Raw genomic sequence first — 15,784 nt, 5'->3', positions numbered from 1 at the left:
GGTCAGTATTAGTCAAGGGAAAAGGATGAGTGTGATGAGTAATCAAAATACTTCGGATTTAATAGAAGCATATTTAAAAAAGATTCTTGAAGAAAGCAGTAAAATTGAGATTCGTAGAGCTGAAATGGCTCACTTATTCAATTGTGTTCCCTCCCAGATTAATTATGTTATCAACACGCGTTTTACAATTCAACGAGGATATTCTGTGGAAAGTAAACGTGGCGGTGGTGGTTACATTAGGATTGCTAAAGTCCAAATTTCTGATAGTGATCAATTATTAAAGCAAATGGCTCAATTTACGGGTAGTGAACTTTCAGAAAAAGATGCGTTGATTTTCGTACAAAAGTTGTATGAAGAAGAAGTTATAACTAAAAGAGAAGGAAATCTGATACTGTCTGTTCTTGGTAAACAGGTTTTAGGTAAGACAGGATCAAATGAAGATTATTTACGTGCTCAATTGATGCATTCATTTTTAGAACGTTTGAGTTACGAGGAGGAATGATAGTATGGATGAATTATTTACTGAAAGTGCCAAGGCAGTATTAGCTATTGCACAAGAAGAAGCAAAATATTTTAGGCATCAATCTGTTGGCTCAGAACATTTATTGTTAGCATTAGTCTTAGAGCCAAATGGAATTGCCGGGAAGTCATTGCGTCAATTAAACGCAGATAAGAATGATATTCGTGAAGAAATAGAACACCTAACTGGCTACGGAACTGTTAAGGGATACCCCAAAGGTGCATATTTGCCTTATTCTCCTCGTGCAAAACAAATTTTTGCTTATGCAGGTGATGAAGCCAAGCGTTTAGGAGCACCAAATATCGGAACAGAACATATTCTACTAGGATTGTTAAGAGATGAAGATATATTAGCTTCACGTATTTTATTAAATTTAGGTTTAAGCTTGTCTAAAATGCGTCAGTTAGTGATGAAAAAAATAGGCATTACTGATCCACAAATGAGTGGTAATGTGGGGCGTCGTCGGAATAATCAAGCACAAAAAGCAGCGCCTAAAGGAACACCAACATTGGATTCATTGGCGCGTGATCTAACGAAGTTGGCTCGTGAAAACAATCTAGATCCTGTAGTTGGACGTTCGCAAGAAGTTAGACGTTTGATTCAAATTTTAAGTCGTCGTACTAAGAATAATCCTGTTTTAGTTGGTGAACCTGGGGTCGGTAAGACTGCAATCGCTGAAGGATTGGCGCAAAAAATAGTGAACGGTGAAGTTCCTGAAGATATGCTGGAAAAACGCTTGATGATGTTAGATATGGGTGCTTTAGTTGCGGGTACCAAGTATCGCGGTGAATTTGAAGATCGACTAAAAAAAGTCATCGATGAAATTTATCAAGATGGCGAAGTGATTTTGTTTATCGATGAATTGCATACTTTAATTGGTGCAGGTGGTGCTGAAGGTGCGATCGACGCATCAAATATTTTAAAACCAGCACTTGCAAGAGGAGAATTGCAAACAATCGGTGCAACAACATTGGATGAATACCAAAAATATATCGAAAAAGATTCAGCATTGGAACGTCGTTTTGCTCGTGTACAAGTGGATGAACCAACTCCTGAAGAAGCAGAAGAAATTTTAAAAGGGCTGCGTTCACGTTATGAAGAGCATCATGGTGTAGAAATTACGGATGATGCATTACATGCAGCAGTTCAATTATCTGTACGTTACATTAATTCTCGTCAGCTGCCAGATAAAGCAATTGATCTGATGGATGAGTCTTCAGCTAAAGTTCGTCTAGATTTAGCGGATGAACCTTCTGAAATCAATAATTTGCGTATAGAAATCGCTCGTTTAGTTCAAGAGAAAGAAGAAGCGATTCAATCACAGTCTTTTGAAAGTGCAGCAAGACTACGTCAAAAAGAAAAGAAATTGGCGCGTAAATTAGAAAATATTCTACTGCTGGAAGAAAAAGAAGCTTCTGGTTATGCGAATCGTGTAACTGAAGAAGACGTTGCAAATGTTGTGTCACAATGGACAGGTGTACCGCTACAGCAATTAGAGAAAAAGGAAAGTGAACGTTTGCTTGAATTAGAAAGTATTCTACATCATCGAGTAGTTGGTCAAGATGAAGCCGTTCAAGCTGTGTCGCGTGCCATTCGCAGAGCGCGCAGTGGGTTGAAAGATCCTGATAGACCAATTGGTTCATTTATGTTCTTAGGCCCTACGGGAGTAGGTAAAACCGAGCTTGCAAAAGCTTTAGCTGAGACAATGTTCGGTAGTGAAGATTCCCTTGTTCGAGTGGATATGTCTGAATTCATGGAAAAATATAGCACGAGTCGCTTAATTGGTTCTCCTCCAGGGTATGTTGGATATGAAGAAGGGGGTCAATTAACTGAAAAGATTCGTCAAAAACCTTATTCTGTCATTTTATTGGATGAAGTAGAAAAAGCCCATCCAGATGTATTCAATATTCTATTACAAGTACTGGATGATGGTCATTTAACTGATTCTAAAGGCCGCAAAGTTGATTTCAGAAATACAATTTTAATCATGACGTCAAATATTGGTGCAACTGCGATTCGTGAAGAAAAAAATGTTGGTTTTAATGTAAAAGACCTGACAAAAGACTATGATGCGATGCAAAAACGGATTATGGAAGAATTGAAAAAAGCCTTCCGTCCAGAATTCTTGAACCGAGTGGATGAAACAGTTGTCTTCCGTTCCTTGGACCAAGAAGAAATCCATGAAATCGTGAAAATCATGAGTAAATCGATCATTAAGCGTTTGAAAGAGCAAGACGTTAATGTGAAGATCACCGCAGCTGCTATTGAAGTGATTGGAAAAGTTGGCTTTGATCCAGAATATGGTGCAAGGCCGATCCGTAGAGCATTACAAAAAGAGGTAGAAGATCGTTTAAGTGAAGCATTACTATCGGGTCAAATCCATCTTGGAGATAAAGTAACCATTGGTGCAAGTAAAGGTAAAATAACGTTGAATGTTAAATCACCTAAACAGGAACAAGTATTACAAACAATTTAATGACTAAATGTTCATTCGCTGTGCAAAACGAATCTGTTTTGCACAGTTTTTTTCTTTAATGAAAGTAAATGGACGGTATTTATTTTGTGAAAAATAAGCGTTAAAATATAGAGAGGTTATTGGAAAGATTGTGAACTTGTGCTACTATGGAACAGTTGTTAGAAAGCTGTAGGAAATAAAAAATATTGTTTTAAATTTAGTTTTTTAAGGACTGAACGAGCTCATACAGCTTTAAAACTATCTAGCTTTATTGGCTAGTCCTAGTAACAAATAGGGAATAGCTTACGCAGTTTTTAGGGGAGGATACAAAATGATTGAACTTATTGCAACTGCTGAGTCGATTGAACAGGCAAAGGCGCTGTTATCAGTAGGAGTAGACACGCTATACATTGGAGAAGAAATGTTCGGATTGCGCTTACCGACATCGTTTTCTCGTGAAGAACAGCAGATCATTACCGAAAAAGCACACGATTTCGGTAAAAAAGTGACTGTTGCGTTAAATGGGATCATGCATCCAGAAAAAATGAAGAAGGTTCCAGAATATTTAGCATTTTTGCAAGAAATCAAGGTAGACCAAGTAACGGTCGGTGATCCTGGAATTGTTTTTGTAATGCAGCGTGACGGAATCGATATCCCATATATATACGATGGTGAGACCTTAGTTACCAGCTCTCGTCAAATAAACTTTTGGGCAAAACGCGGAGCAATCGGTGCAGTATTGGCACGTGAAGTACCTTTTGAAGAGATGAAAGCGATGAATGAAAACTTGATGGTTCCTGCGGAAGTTCTTGTGTATGGTGCCACATGTATCCATCAATCTAAACGTCCATTGCTGCAAAATTATTACAATTTCACTAAAAATGCTGAATCAGCAGGCAAAGAACGCGGTTTGTTTATATCGGAACCTAAAAAAGAAGAGACACATTATTCAATTTATGAAGATAGCCATGGCACACATATTTTTGCGGACAATGATGTAAATTTAATTGGTGAACTTGACAAGCTTCATGAACATAATTACACAAAGTGGAAACTTGATGGAATCTACACACCAGGAGAATCTTTCGTGGAAATTGCTACGTTATTTGTCGAGGCAAAAGAAAAAATTGAAGCAGGTCTTTGGTCGGAGGAACAAGCACAGAAAGCAATTGAGAAGATAGAAGAACTTCATCCAAAAAACCGTGGCTTAGATATCGGATTCTTTGATTTAGATCCAGACGAGATAAAATAAGGAGAAAAAATACATGACAAACGAACGAACATTGAAGCGTCCTGAGGTCTTAGCACCAGCAGGGACGCTAGAAAAACTAAAAACAGCGATTCACTACGGAGCGGATGCAGTATACATTGGCGGAAACGCTTATGGTTTGCGCAGTCGTGCAGGTAATTTCACAAAGGAAGATATGATCGAAGGTGTAGCTTTTGCTAATGAACATGGTGCAAAAGTTTATGTGGCGGCAAATATGGTCACGCATGAAGGGAATCAAGAAGGAGCAGGGGACTTTTTTAGAGAAATACGAGATGTTGGTATTTCTGCAGTAATCGTGTCTGATCCAGCTTTGATTGAAATTTGCGCAGCGGAAGCACCAGGATTACCGATTCATTTGTCAACGCAAGCATCAGCTACGAATTATGAAACATTAGAATTCTGGAAAAATGAGGGGCTAGAACGTGTTGTGTTAGCACGTGAAGTATCGATGGATGAAGTGGCAGAAATCCGAAAAAATACAGATGTAGAGATTGAAGCATTTATCCACGGAGCAATGTGTATTTCTTATTCGGGTAGATGTACGCTGTCTAACCATATGTCGATGCGGGATGCAAATCGTGGCGGATGTTCTCAATCTTGTCGCTGGAAATATGAACTTTATGATATGCCCTTTGGTGGTGAACGGACAAGTTTGACTAATAAAGGTGAAGTCGAAGAAGAATTTTCAATGAGTGCTGTTGACATGGCGATGATCCAACACATTCCTGAACTGATTCAAAACGGTGTCGATAGTTTTAAAATCGAAGGACGGATGAAATCAATTCACTACGTTTCAACTGTGGCGAATGTATATAAAAAAGCTGTCGATACGTATATGGAAGATCCTGAAAATTATGAATGCCAACAAGAATGGATCGATGAACTTTGGAAAGTGGCGCAAAGAGAGCTTTCAACCGGATTTTATTATCATGTACCGACAGATGAAGAACAATTATTCGGCGAACGCCGCAAGATTCCTCAATATAAATTTATTGGAGAAGTCATGGCATATGATCCCGAAACAAAAGTTGCGACGATTCGTCAGAGAAATCATTTCAGTGTAGGCGATGAAATCGAATTTTACGGTCCTGGGTTCAATCACTTCCATCAAACAGTAGAAGTTATGTATAATGAAGAAGATGAGTCAATCGATCGTGCACCGAATCCAATGATGATTTTAACGATGCCGGTTGTACAGCCAGTTGCAGTTGGTGATATGATTCGTAAGAAAAAATAAATAATAGGATTGAGGGATCGGCTATAACAGCCTATCCCTTTCATTGCAGAAAGGAAAAGTGGATAATGTCAAAGCAATATGATTATATCGTGATTGGTGGCGGCAGTGGTGGAATTGGTTCTGCTAATCGTGCAGGGATGCATGGTGCTAAGGTTTTGTTAATCGAAGCTGGAGATATTGGCGGAACATGTGTCAATGTTGGCTGTGTACCAAAAAAAGTGATGTGGCAAGCAAGTTCAATGATGGAAATGATGAGGCGAGATACACAAGGATATGGATTTGACGTAGATGTAAAAGAATTCAGCTTTAAAAAACTCGTTCAAAATCGTGAAGCCTATATTGATAATTTGCATACAGCTTATCATCGTGGATTAGATAGTAACAAGGTAGAAGTTTTATCTGAATATGCAACATTTATTGATGATCATACAATCGAAGCAGGTGGTGAAACTTATACAGCACCTCATATTTTGATTGCTACTGGTGGGCGTCCTAAAAAATTGGGGATTCCAGGTGAAGAATATGCGATAGATTCTAATGGCTTTTTTGCTTTAGAAGAACTACCAAAAAGAGTAGTGTTTGTTGGTGCTGGTTACATAGCAGCTGAACTTGCTGGAACGATCCACGGATTAGGTGCTGAAACGCATTGGGCATTTAGAAAAGAGCGTCCGTTACGAGAATTTGATGAAATGCTTTCTGAAAAAGTAGTAGAGCATTATATGGAGGACGGTATGCATATTTACCCTCATTCAACACCGCATTCAATTGAAAAGTTTGACTCTGGGGAATTGATGATCACTTTTGAGAACGGCACTAAAATTACGGCGGACAGTATTGTTTTCGGAACTGGACGTCAACCAAATACGGATCGTTTAGGACTAGAAAATACACAGGTTGAGTTGACAGATAAAGGTTATGTAAAAGTGGATAAATTCCAAAATACAACACAGTCTGGTATATATGCTGTTGGCGATGTGATTGGTAAAATCGATTTGACTCCTGTTGCTATCGCAGCTGGAAGAAGGTTATCTGAACGACTATTCAATGGTAAGGAAAATGAGTACTTGGATTATGAAACAATTCCTACAGTAGTCTTTACGCATCCTCCTGTTGCTACAGTTGGTTTAACCGAAAAACAAGCAAAAGAAAAGTATGGTGATGAAAATATCAAGATTTATCAATCAACTTTCACTCCAATGTATTTTGCATTAGGCGAATATCGCCAAAAATGTGATATGAAGTTAGTTTGTGTTGGTGAAGAGGAAAAAATCGTTGGATTGCACGGGATAGGTCTAGGCGTAGATGAAATGCTGCAAGGATTTGCAGTTGCGATTAAAATGGGCGCTACGAAAAAAGATTTTGATAATACGGTTGCGATTCACCCGACAGGTTCGGAAGAATTTGTGACGATGAGGTAAAAAAATGGGATGAGAAGAAACTGATTTTTAGTTTCTCTCATCCTTTAAATCTCGACAATTCAGTGCGATTTAATTATACAGATTAATTATATTAGGAGTAATGTTTCGGTATGAACTTTATAAATAGCTATGTTAAAAAAATAGTTAAGAAAACTATTTTCCTTAGTACAGCACTGGTATTTTTAATGGCAGTCAGTTTAGTTGTTATATCTGCTGTTAATGGGTTAAAAATACCTCATGCTAAAAAAGAAGATATCTTACTATTTCTTATTTTTATTTTTTCAATGCCAACTATAATTTCGGGAGTAGCAATCGGATTACCACTTTTAAAAACATATTATCAAATCAATAAGTATCTTGGTGAGAGTTCAAAGGAAGAACAGGAAGAATTGCACGGATTACTGAAGAGAGAATGCTCAGAAAAAGAGGCCAGGTGGCATTTTCAAGCGCGTTATAGTGAGCAATTTATGGTTTTTTTACCAGATGTTGTTATAAAAAAGGATGAATTATCATCCTGCAAGCGGTTAGGCACAAAGAGGTATTGGAAAGGTGGGACGTATGATCAGGTAAAAGTTATTTTCAAGAGCGGTAAAAAGAAAGTAATTGATTATTCTACGTTATCTAGTGTAGATACTACGATCAGATGGTGGAAACAAAAATAGGTCAGGCCGATAAATAGGCTCTATACTTTCTGATGTTGGTGAGAAATCACCGGCATCTTTTTTTAATGCAAAATAATAGAAAAGACATCCCGATATCCTTTAGAATTAAGTCGACTAAAACCAATTAAAAGGAGGAAATCAAGATGTCTTACACCAATCTTATCAAAAATACCTTAGATATTCTAGACTTAAACATTACTTTTACTGAAAATTCTTTAGAAAAAGAACGCATTAAGGGACGAATTTGTCAGGTATTTTCTGGTACATTAGACTATTTAGCCCACTCCTGTCTTCATTGTGGAGAGAAAGAAAAAGGAAAGATTATTCGTTGGGGCTATACGACTTGTCTTATTTTAATGAACGATGTGTCTGAGTATCAAACGTATTTACGCTTGAAGAAACGCCGTTTCTTCTGTTATTCCTGTGAAAGAACGTTCGTCGCTGAAACAAGTCTGATCCAAAAAGGGTGTTCGATTTCTAAGAAAGTGAAGCTATCCATTGCCGATCGATTAAGAAAGGTCACGTCTATGAGTGAGATTGCGCGTCAAAAGAAGGTCTCTGTTTCTTCTGTCTATCGCGTCTTGAAACAATTTTATGAACCGAAAAAAATCAATCGCCTGACCTTGCCTGAAGTCCTTTGTTTTGATGAATTTAAATCGGTTAAACAGGTCGCTGCTTCTATGAGTTTTATCATGATGGATGGTCAAACAAAGCAGTTAATTGATGTCATTGAAAACCGTCAATTGTCCTTTTTACAACGTTATTTTTCACGATTCTCTTTGTCTGTTCGTGAACGTGTAAAATATATCGTTTGTGATATGTACGCTCCTTATTTTTCTCTCGTCAAAAAATTGTTTCCTATGGCTCAGATTATTCTCGATCGCTTTCACATTGTCCAACACATTGGACGAACCTTTTTAAAACACCGCATTCAACGAATGAATCTGTTTCTCCAGAAAGGAACTGTAGAGGCAAAAAAATATCGACACTTGAAGAAGTACTGGAAACTTCTTCAAAAGAACCAATCGAAGCTCGATTTTGAAAAACGCCAATGGCGTCCTTCTTTCCGCACCTATTTAACAGAAACAGAACTCGTTGATCGACTCCTTGCATATGATGAGGAGTTAAAATCTGGTTACACCTGTTATCAGAACGTTCTTTATGCGGTACAAACACGAGACTACACAAGATTCCACTCGCTATTAGAACAAGATTGTTCTGGACTTCCCGTCTATTACCAAACAGTTTTTTCTACCTTTAAGAAAGTTCAAAATGAAATTAAGCATGCTCTAGAATTATCCTATTCCAATGGCCCATTGGAATGCTTGAACAACCATATCAAAGTGTTAAAGAGAAATGCGTATGGGTTTCGTAACTTTTATAACTTTAAATTGAGAATTGCTTTATGCTTTGGTAACGTTCTTTTTCAGCCAAATAGAAAAACCTAGAGGTATTTTCCTCTAGGCCTTACAATAATTGATTTAATTCTTTGGATTTTCTTCACCAACATTAGTTGACAAAGAGCCGATAAATAATTATGGCCTAACCTATTTTTAACTTGTTCGTGCAAGAATTGCTTGTGTGATTGCTAAAAGTTCATTTTTAGCATCATTAGATGTTTCGGGTAACTTGTTGATACCCTTTAATGCTTTTTGAGTATATTTTTCCGCAAGTTTTTGTGCTTTAGCAACACCGTCAAATGAATGGACGAGTTCATAGATTTTATTTGTCTCAGTCTCAGTCAATGCTTCTCTTTTTTCTAGATAAGGAAGTAAGGTTTCACGTCCTTCTTCTAGAGCGTATAATAATGGCAATGAATAAACTCCTTGGCGGACATCTTCAAGTACAGGTTTCCCAATTTGTTCAGGACTTTGTGTATAATCTAAAACATCATCGATGATTTGAAAAGCAAGGCCAATGTTTTCACCAATTTTTCCGCAATTTTTAGCAAAGCGTTCAGAAGTTCCACTTTCATAAGCACCGACAAAGCAACTTAGTGAAAAAAGCTCAGCTGTTTTACCAGAGATATTTTCAAGATATTGATCGATCGTCGTATTAAGATTATAACGGTTGTCCATCTGCCCTAACTCACCGCTCAATATTTTTTCCATACTTCTAGAATTTAATTGAATACTTTTTAAAGAAGATGAATAGTCAGCTAGTAGTTTGAAACAGCTGACAAATAAATAATCACCAGCATAAACGGCGGTACTATTACCGAACTGAGAACGAATCGTAGGCAAGCTGCGTCTAATATCTGCATCATCTACGATATCATCATGTATCAAGGTTGCAGTATGCAGTAATTCAATAGCTGCAGCTAAAGCAACAGCTTTTTTAGTGTCTCTTTTTTCACCGAATTGTGAAAATAACAGTTGGTAGGCTGGTCTCAATAATTTACCGCCAGAATGGATCATTGACAGGACTGCGTTTTCGACTTCTTTATTTTTTAAAGTAACACTATTTTCCATCAGCTTTAATGTACTATTTAAATCTTTTGCTAGTTCAGGATATTTTTTCCACATTGGATGAATGTTCATAAAATGACTCCTTTGATTATACTCGATCAGACGATACTATTACTGGAAATATTGACTCCATTTATGTTTAGTTGTTGATTCATAATTTAACTGAAATTGTCGTAAAGTTTGAACGTGACGTAGCAAGTAGTTTGCTGCAATCCCTATTGCGATACCGGATAATAGACCGATAAATGAAAGAAAAGGTAGGTAAAGCATCGGAGCCCACGATTGAGCGAAGAAACAAGTAGTCAATAACTGTCCAACATTGTGTAAAAATCCGCCAGCTGCACTAATGCCGATAATGCTGACACGCTTTGGTCCTAACTGCATAATGATGAGCATACCAAGATAACTAAGTAAAGCACCGCTAGCACTGTAAAAGAAGGTAGAAATCGTTCCACCGAGTAAGGTCGTTAAAATCAAACGCATGCAGACTAAAAAGAAGCTATCTCTTTTTCGCATTGTAAAAATGGCAATGATCGTAATCAAGTTAGCCAGTCCTAATTTGGCACCTGGAGCGAAAGCAAAAGGATAAGGAATCATATTTTCAATCAAACCAATGATCACACCTTGGGCAACTAACATTGAAATGTAGATGTTTTTTTGTAATTTACTCATAATATATTGGCAATGTTTAGTAAATCAAACTGCCATCCTCACTCCCGTCAGCAGCTTCAACTGTGATAAATAAATTGTGCGGTAAACAAGCAATTGGTGTTTCTCCTGCTTTAGATATCCATCCTCGTTGTACGCAAATTTGATCTCCGCAGTTGGTTTCAACCATACGGATTTTGTCTCCGCTGACTTCAATTAAGTTATAATCACCATCAGCCGCTTCATATTTATATGTATAAGTTGGTCCATCTTCTTTTAAATCAAAGACTTTGATGACTTCACCATTTACTTTTAATACTGCTTGTTTCACAGCGTCGTCTTGCGCCGTGTTTTGTATGCCAAAAACAACAAGGGGCAAGAAAGAACTGATGGTTAAAAGCAAAATAATAGCAATATCCCATGGGCGTATGTAACTTTTTTGAATAAATTCTTTAAAATCCAACTCTTTCCTCTCCTTTGTAGTTTTTAGTTAAATATAGTTTATCATAATGAGAAAAGAAAGTTCTAGGAGTAAACCTAGAACTCTCTTAGATCTTTCTATAAAGCTACTTATTTACTGCCATATCTAGATTTAGGTGTTCCATACCACCATTTACCTAACGTACGTTGTACCCAAGGGATAACCCAGCGGTCTAAACCAAGTGAACGACCAGAACCGTTCATCAAAGCAAACGCTACGAAGATAAACCAAATATTTACCCAGTAGAACATACCTGAAAGACAGAAAGCAATTGTTAAACCGATTGTTGCAGCACTACTCAACCAAGTGAATAATCCAGCAATCAATGCTAACGCAATCAAGATTTCAACAATGGTCATGAATTTTTGCATGAATAAAGCAACTTCTTGATTTGGCATCATGAATTTCATTACACTTTCAAACCATTTAGGCATATGTTCAAAAACTTGCATTGGCTCTTCACCATAGGCATAGCTTAAACCAAATGTAGCTTTAGCGGTTTCTGTTGTAGCTTCTCCTGCCGCAGAAGCTCCTGTAGTAACTTGTTCTTGCAGCCAAGGGAACGGGAAGGCAACTTTATCAGTAAACCATGAACCTTCACCAAACCAAGTGCTTGGTTTTAAGTAATCGCCAGTTCCGACAATTTTTTTCATTGATTCGACTAGCCAAACCATACCGTAGAATACACGTAGAGGAACGCTCCATAGAACATTACCGTAACGAGAAGAATGTCCGCGTGTTACATTGCGGTCGTCTTTAATATGGAAAAACTCGTGCATGATATATTGGAACATATAATAACCAGAACGGATATCAAAGAAATATTTCAAATTCACGATATGCTTCATAATGATAGCTAAGAAACCACTAAGGTGAATTTTATCAAATAAGTTTGCCACACCCCATTTAGAGCCGACAGAAACCATGAAACCTTGATAATTCCCTTTAAACTTGTGTTTTTCACTACCTTTGATGTCAGCTACGATATTAGCAGCGGCTGTGTGACCTGTTTGTTCAGCTGCTTGAACGATTTGCGGCGTTGGTGTTTCAGGAAATTCTTCGTAATAAACCAAGTCACCAACGATATAAATATTTTTGTCTTCATATCCTTTAGCTTGCATAAATTCATTTGCAATTAGACGATTACCACGAGCTGATTCCAAACCGAAGTCAGCAGCATCAGAAGTGGCTTTAACACCAGCAGTCCAAATTAATGTATGTGTTGGAACTGTAGAACCATCTTTTAGTTTGATGTGATCTGCAGCTACTTCAACGATTGGCGCATTCAGCAACAATTTAACATTTTTCTTCTCTAAATAACGTTCAGCTTTGGCTGCATCATTACGAGAAAGCATGTTTAAGATTGTCGGCATTGCTTCAACGACCATTAATGTAAATTCATTAGGATCAAGTTTGAAGTCTTTGGCAAGACGATCTTTCCAGTCGATTAGTTCACCGATCATTTCGATACCAGTAAATCCTGAACCGCAGACAACAAATGTCAGCATTGCTTTGCGAACTTCTGGATCTGGTTCGATAGCTGCTTTTTCAACTGTTTCCAAGATATGTTCACGAATTTTCAGAGAGTTTTCAAACGACCATAAAGTAAATCCGTGCTCTTTAACTCCAGGAGTACCAAAATCATTTGGTTCGCCGCCCATACCGATGATCAATTGGTCAAATTCATAAGAACCTAACATTGTTTGAACAACTTTTTTGTCTTTGTCGATACCAGTTACGGTATCTGTTACAAGAGTGACATTCTTTTTACGTGAAAATAAACGTTGCAAGTCATATTGGATCGCAGAAGGTTCAACGCGTCCTCCAGCTACCTCGTGCAACTCAGTCATCATGGTGTGGTAAGAATGACGATCAATTAAAGTAATCTCAACGTCAGAATCTTTTTTCAATTTTTTGGCTAAAAATTTAGTAGCTGAAACTCCAGCATAACCAGCTCCCACAACGACAATTTTTTGCTTTGTCATTGATAATCCGCTCCTTAAAAAATAAAATAAAAATTGATAATAATTACACAATCGTATCTATTATATAGCGATATTCAGGTTTTGTCTAATAACATTTCTTAAATATAGGAAATAAATTTTTTTTATTAAAAAAACGTGAAAAATGGGTAAATTTTTCTTTTTTATTATAACTTTAATTGACATAATTTTAATTTTCGATAGAATGTATATTGTATCACAAACTTAATTTGTTGAATACATAAGAAAAGGAAAAGGTGACTAACATGAAAATGAACAAAATTGTAAAGGGCTTCACAGCTATTGCACTGACATCTCTTTTATTAGCAGCATGTGGATCAGATGACAAGAAAGACACAACAAAATCTTCTGACTCAAATACTGCAACATCAAAAACAGCTGAATCTTCTACAGTAGCAGAAAAAGAAGCTGGTGGTGATTTACAAGACGGCACTTATAAATTAGAAGAAAAGAACGAATCTAACGGTTACCGCGCAACATTTGAAATGACTGTTAAAGATGGTAAAATCACTGAATCTAAATACGATAATATCAATGCTGATGGAAAATCAAAAGCAGATGACAAAGAATATGAAGAAAAAATGAAAGACAAATCTGGCGTAGGGCCAGCTGAATATATCAAAGAATTAAACGAATCTTTTGTTGCAGCACAAAGCGCTGATGGCGTAGAAGTAGTAACAGGTGCGACTCACTCAAGTGAATCATTCCAAAACTATGCACAACAATTGATCCAAGCTGCTCAAGCGGGAGACACAAAAACAATCGAAATCGATAATGGTGCTGACCTTAAAGACGGTACGTATTCATTGAAAGAAAAAAATAATTCAAATGGCTACCACACAGAATTTTCAATTGTTGTTAAAGACGGTAAAGTAACTGAATCTAAATTTGACAGCGTAAATGATGAAGGTAAATCTAAAAAAGACGATGCTGATTATAACAAAAACATGAAAGAAAAATCAGGTACAGATCCTAAAACATACATTCCTGAACTAAATGATGAACTTGTTAAAGCGATGAATGAAGAAGATGGCTCTCCTGCAAATGTAGAAGTAGTAACAGGTGCAACTCATAGCTCACACTCATTCGTAATATATGCAGAACAATTAGTTAATGCTGCTCAAAAAGGCGATACTAAAGAAATTGTTATAGACAATATCGTAATGAAAAAATAATTTTTCATAGGATAAATTGAAAGATAATTATGTGCAGAATTCAGATATTTGTCTGAGTTCTGCTTTTTGCTGTCCAACACTGTGACGGAATTTACCAGAGTGGATGTTGGCAACCCAAGAGAGAGAAATAACCTTACTAGTGAATGGTCAAGAATCAAAGCCAGTTTATAAACAGATGATCATCAGTATAAGGTAACTTGCAGATGGTCTTGCTTTATTACCTTGATGTATACAAATAGAAGATTTCTCAAATGGATAGCGCGTCAATTTATTAAATAACATCAAAAACAAATAGAAAATCCTTCCCATTCACGTAAAAAAGCGCTACTATATATAAGATAATTTTTCTATTCAGAAAGAGGGATATGATGAAAAACAAAAAATTACGAATTATTTTAATAGCAGTTCTATTTTTAGTCATTTTAACAGGGTGCAATACGAAAACTGAGAAATCAAAAATCAATAAAGAACCGTATTCAGACCAGCAGTCGTTGCTAGGAACATATGTACAAGTGAAAATCTATGACAATGGCAAAGAAGATGTGTTAGAAAAAGCTTTTGATCGAGTAAAAGAGTTAGGAGATAAGATCACTGTAAATGAAAAAGGCTCAGAAATAGATGAAATCAATGAACAAGCTGGAATCAAGCCAGTCAAAGTATCTGATGATATTTATCCATTAATAAAACGGGCATACGAATACAGCGAAGATTCTTCTGGTGGCTTTGATATGGCGATTGGGCCAATCACACAGCTATGGCATATTGGTTTTGACGATGCGCGCAAACCATCACAGGAGGAGATCGATCAAGCCTTAAAATTAGTTGATTATCACAAAGTAAAATTAAATGATGAAGATAAAACAGTCTATCTTGAAGAAAAGGGCATGGAACTTGATTTAGGTGCGATTGCCAAAGGATATATAACGGATGAAGTCGTGAAAGTATTAAAAGACAATGGTGTAACGACCGCAATCGTGGATCTCGGTGGAAATGTTTATGTTCTTGGACATAGCCCTCGTGGTAAGGATATGGATTGGAACGTCGGCATTCAAGATCCTAATAAAGCACGTAATACTGTGGTCGGAACTGTTCAAGAAAGTAACAAGACGTTAGTAACTTCGGGCATATATGAGCGCTTTTTAGAAGTTGACGGTGAAAATTATCATCACTTATTTGATCCTAAAACGGGTTATCCTTTTGATAATGACATTGCAGGTGTGACAGTCATCACAAATGAATCAGTTGATGGGGATGGACTATCTACAGCGGTATTTTCTATGGGTGTAAAAAAAGGGTTAGAGTATGCTGAAGGACTAAAAGATGTCGATGTGATTTTTATTACAAAAGAAGATAAAGTATTTGTAAGTAAAGACATTGAGAAAGATTTTGAGTTAGGAAAAGATTCAGGTTATACAATGGGTGATCGTAAAGACCTGAAATAAGGAGA

General features: G+C 36.9%; 13 protein-coding genes. 9 read left to right on the top strand and 4 right to left on the bottom strand.

What is annotated here, in order from left to right; translation table 11 throughout:
- The first annotated feature begins 34 nt into the window (after positions 1 to 34).
- The 7 genes from AC4BC4_RS15490 to AC4BC4_RS15460 all read left to right on the top strand — a co-directional run bounded on the left by AC4BC4_RS15490 (position 35) and on the right by AC4BC4_RS15460 (position 9,010).
- Complete coding sequence (locus AC4BC4_RS15490) at positions 35 to 502, top strand: CtsR family transcriptional regulator (protein ID WP_438757831.1); 468 nt, start codon at positions 35 to 37, stop codon at positions 500 to 502.
- A 4-nt stretch (positions 503 to 506) separates the two neighbouring features.
- The gene (locus AC4BC4_RS15485) at positions 507 to 2,996 is read left to right on the top strand and encodes an ATP-dependent Clp protease ATP-binding subunit (RefSeq protein ID WP_490476303.1); all 2,490 of its coding nucleotides are present in this window, start codon (positions 507 to 509) and stop codon (positions 2,994 to 2,996) included.
- 310 nt (positions 2,997 to 3,306) lie between these two features.
- Positions 3,307 to 4,227 carry a peptidase U32 family protein gene (locus tag AC4BC4_RS15480; protein ID WP_490476302.1) on the top strand — a complete coding sequence of 307 codons (921 nt, stop codon included), beginning with the start codon at positions 3,307 to 3,309 and terminating at the stop codon, positions 4,225 to 4,227.
- Positions 4,228 to 4,240: 13 nt separating this feature from the next.
- Complete coding sequence (locus tag AC4BC4_RS15475) at positions 4,241 to 5,482, top strand: peptidase U32 family protein (RefSeq protein WP_490476301.1); 1,242 nt, start codon at positions 4,241 to 4,243, stop codon at positions 5,480 to 5,482.
- 65 nt (positions 5,483 to 5,547) lie between these two features.
- On the top strand, positions 5,548 to 6,900 hold the full coding sequence (gor, locus tag AC4BC4_RS15470) for a glutathione-disulfide reductase (RefSeq protein WP_490476300.1): 1,353 nt from the start codon (positions 5,548 to 5,550) through the stop codon (positions 6,898 to 6,900).
- Positions 6,901 to 7,010: 110 nt separating this feature from the next.
- Positions 7,011 to 7,562: a hypothetical protein gene (locus AC4BC4_RS15465; protein WP_490476299.1), complete on the top strand. Its 552-nt coding sequence runs from the start codon at positions 7,011 to 7,013 to the stop codon at positions 7,560 to 7,562.
- Positions 7,563 to 7,705: 143 nt separating this feature from the next.
- Positions 7,706 to 9,010, top strand: a complete 1,305-nt coding sequence (locus AC4BC4_RS15460; RefSeq protein ID WP_438755906.1) for an ISL3 family transposase — start codon at positions 7,706 to 7,708, stop codon at positions 9,008 to 9,010.
- Between the two features lie 105 nt (positions 9,011 to 9,115).
- Here the strand turns inward: AC4BC4_RS15460 and AC4BC4_RS15455 are convergent, their stop codons facing one another.
- The 4 genes from AC4BC4_RS15455 to AC4BC4_RS15440 form a co-directional block, all read right to left on the bottom strand.
- Positions 9,116 to 10,102 carry a polyprenyl synthetase family protein gene (locus tag AC4BC4_RS15455; protein WP_490476298.1) on the bottom strand — a complete coding sequence of 329 codons (987 nt, stop codon included), beginning with the start codon at positions 10,100 to 10,102 and terminating at the stop codon, positions 9,116 to 9,118.
- Positions 10,103 to 10,141: 39 nt separating this feature from the next.
- Positions 10,142 to 10,702 carry a Gx transporter family protein gene (locus AC4BC4_RS15450; RefSeq protein ID WP_034683622.1) on the bottom strand — a complete coding sequence of 187 codons (561 nt, stop codon included), beginning with the start codon at positions 10,700 to 10,702 and terminating at the stop codon, positions 10,142 to 10,144.
- Positions 10,703 to 10,718: 16 nt separating this feature from the next.
- On the bottom strand, positions 10,719 to 11,141 hold the full coding sequence (locus AC4BC4_RS15445) for a NusG domain II-containing protein (RefSeq protein ID WP_438757838.1): 423 nt from the start codon (positions 11,139 to 11,141) through the stop codon (positions 10,719 to 10,721).
- Positions 11,142 to 11,248: 107 nt separating this feature from the next.
- The gene (locus AC4BC4_RS15440) at positions 11,249 to 13,144 is read right to left on the bottom strand and encodes an FAD-dependent oxidoreductase (RefSeq protein ID WP_438757839.1); all 1,896 of its coding nucleotides are present in this window, start codon (positions 13,142 to 13,144) and stop codon (positions 11,249 to 11,251) included.
- Positions 13,145 to 13,407: 263 nt separating this feature from the next.
- Here AC4BC4_RS15440 and pplA point away from each other — a divergent pair, with 263 nt between their 5' ends.
- Entirely contained in the window at positions 13,408 to 14,337 is a 930-nt protein-coding gene (gene pplA / locus AC4BC4_RS15435; protein ID WP_490476297.1) for an extracellular electron transfer flavoprotein PplA, read from the top strand.
- A 365-nt stretch (positions 14,338 to 14,702) separates the two neighbouring features.
- Positions 14,703 to 15,779, top strand: coding sequence for an FAD:protein FMN transferase (locus AC4BC4_RS15430; RefSeq protein WP_490476296.1), 1,077 nt, complete (start codon positions 14,703 to 14,705; stop codon positions 15,777 to 15,779).
- The last annotated feature ends 5 nt before the right edge of the window (positions 15,780 to 15,784 follow it).

The sequence above is a fragment of the Enterococcus sp. AMC1086 genome (assembly GCF_058216575.1).
Note: the sequence above shows the minus strand (reverse complement) of the source record. Positions and strands in the feature narration are given on the sequence as shown.

Bases quoted from the DNA above. Each gene is read 5' to 3' on its own strand.
- AC4BC4_RS15455 (WP_490476298.1), bottom strand. From the start codon at position 10,102: ATGAACATTCATCCAATGTGGAAAAAATATCCTGAACTAGCAAAAGAT.
- AC4BC4_RS15475 (WP_490476301.1), top strand. From the start codon at position 4,241: ATGACAAACGAACGAACATTGAAGCGTCCTGAGGTCTTAGCACCAGCA.
- AC4BC4_RS15460 (WP_438755906.1), top strand. From the start codon at position 7,706: ATGTCTTACACCAATCTTATCAAAAATACCTTAGATATTCTAGACTTA.
- AC4BC4_RS15485 (WP_490476303.1), top strand. From the start codon at position 507: ATGGATGAATTATTTACTGAAAGTGCCAAGGCAGTATTAGCTATTGCA.
- AC4BC4_RS15465 (WP_490476299.1), top strand. From the start codon at position 7,011: ATGAACTTTATAAATAGCTATGTTAAAAAAATAGTTAAGAAAACTATT.
- AC4BC4_RS15480 (WP_490476302.1), top strand. From the start codon at position 3,307: ATGATTGAACTTATTGCAACTGCTGAGTCGATTGAACAGGCAAAGGCG.
- AC4BC4_RS15450 (WP_034683622.1), bottom strand. From the start codon at position 10,702: ATGAGTAAATTACAAAAAAACATCTACATTTCAATGTTAGTTGCCCAA.
- AC4BC4_RS15430 (WP_490476296.1), top strand. From the start codon at position 14,703: ATGATGAAAAACAAAAAATTACGAATTATTTTAATAGCAGTTCTATTT.
- pplA (WP_490476297.1), top strand. From the start codon at position 13,408: ATGAAAATGAACAAAATTGTAAAGGGCTTCACAGCTATTGCACTGACA.
- gor (WP_490476300.1), top strand. From the start codon at position 5,548: ATGTCAAAGCAATATGATTATATCGTGATTGGTGGCGGCAGTGGTGGA.
- AC4BC4_RS15490 (WP_438757831.1), top strand. From the start codon at position 35: ATGAGTAATCAAAATACTTCGGATTTAATAGAAGCATATTTAAAAAAG.
- AC4BC4_RS15440 (WP_438757839.1), bottom strand. From the start codon at position 13,144: ATGACAAAGCAAAAAATTGTCGTTGTGGGAGCTGGTTATGCTGGAGTT.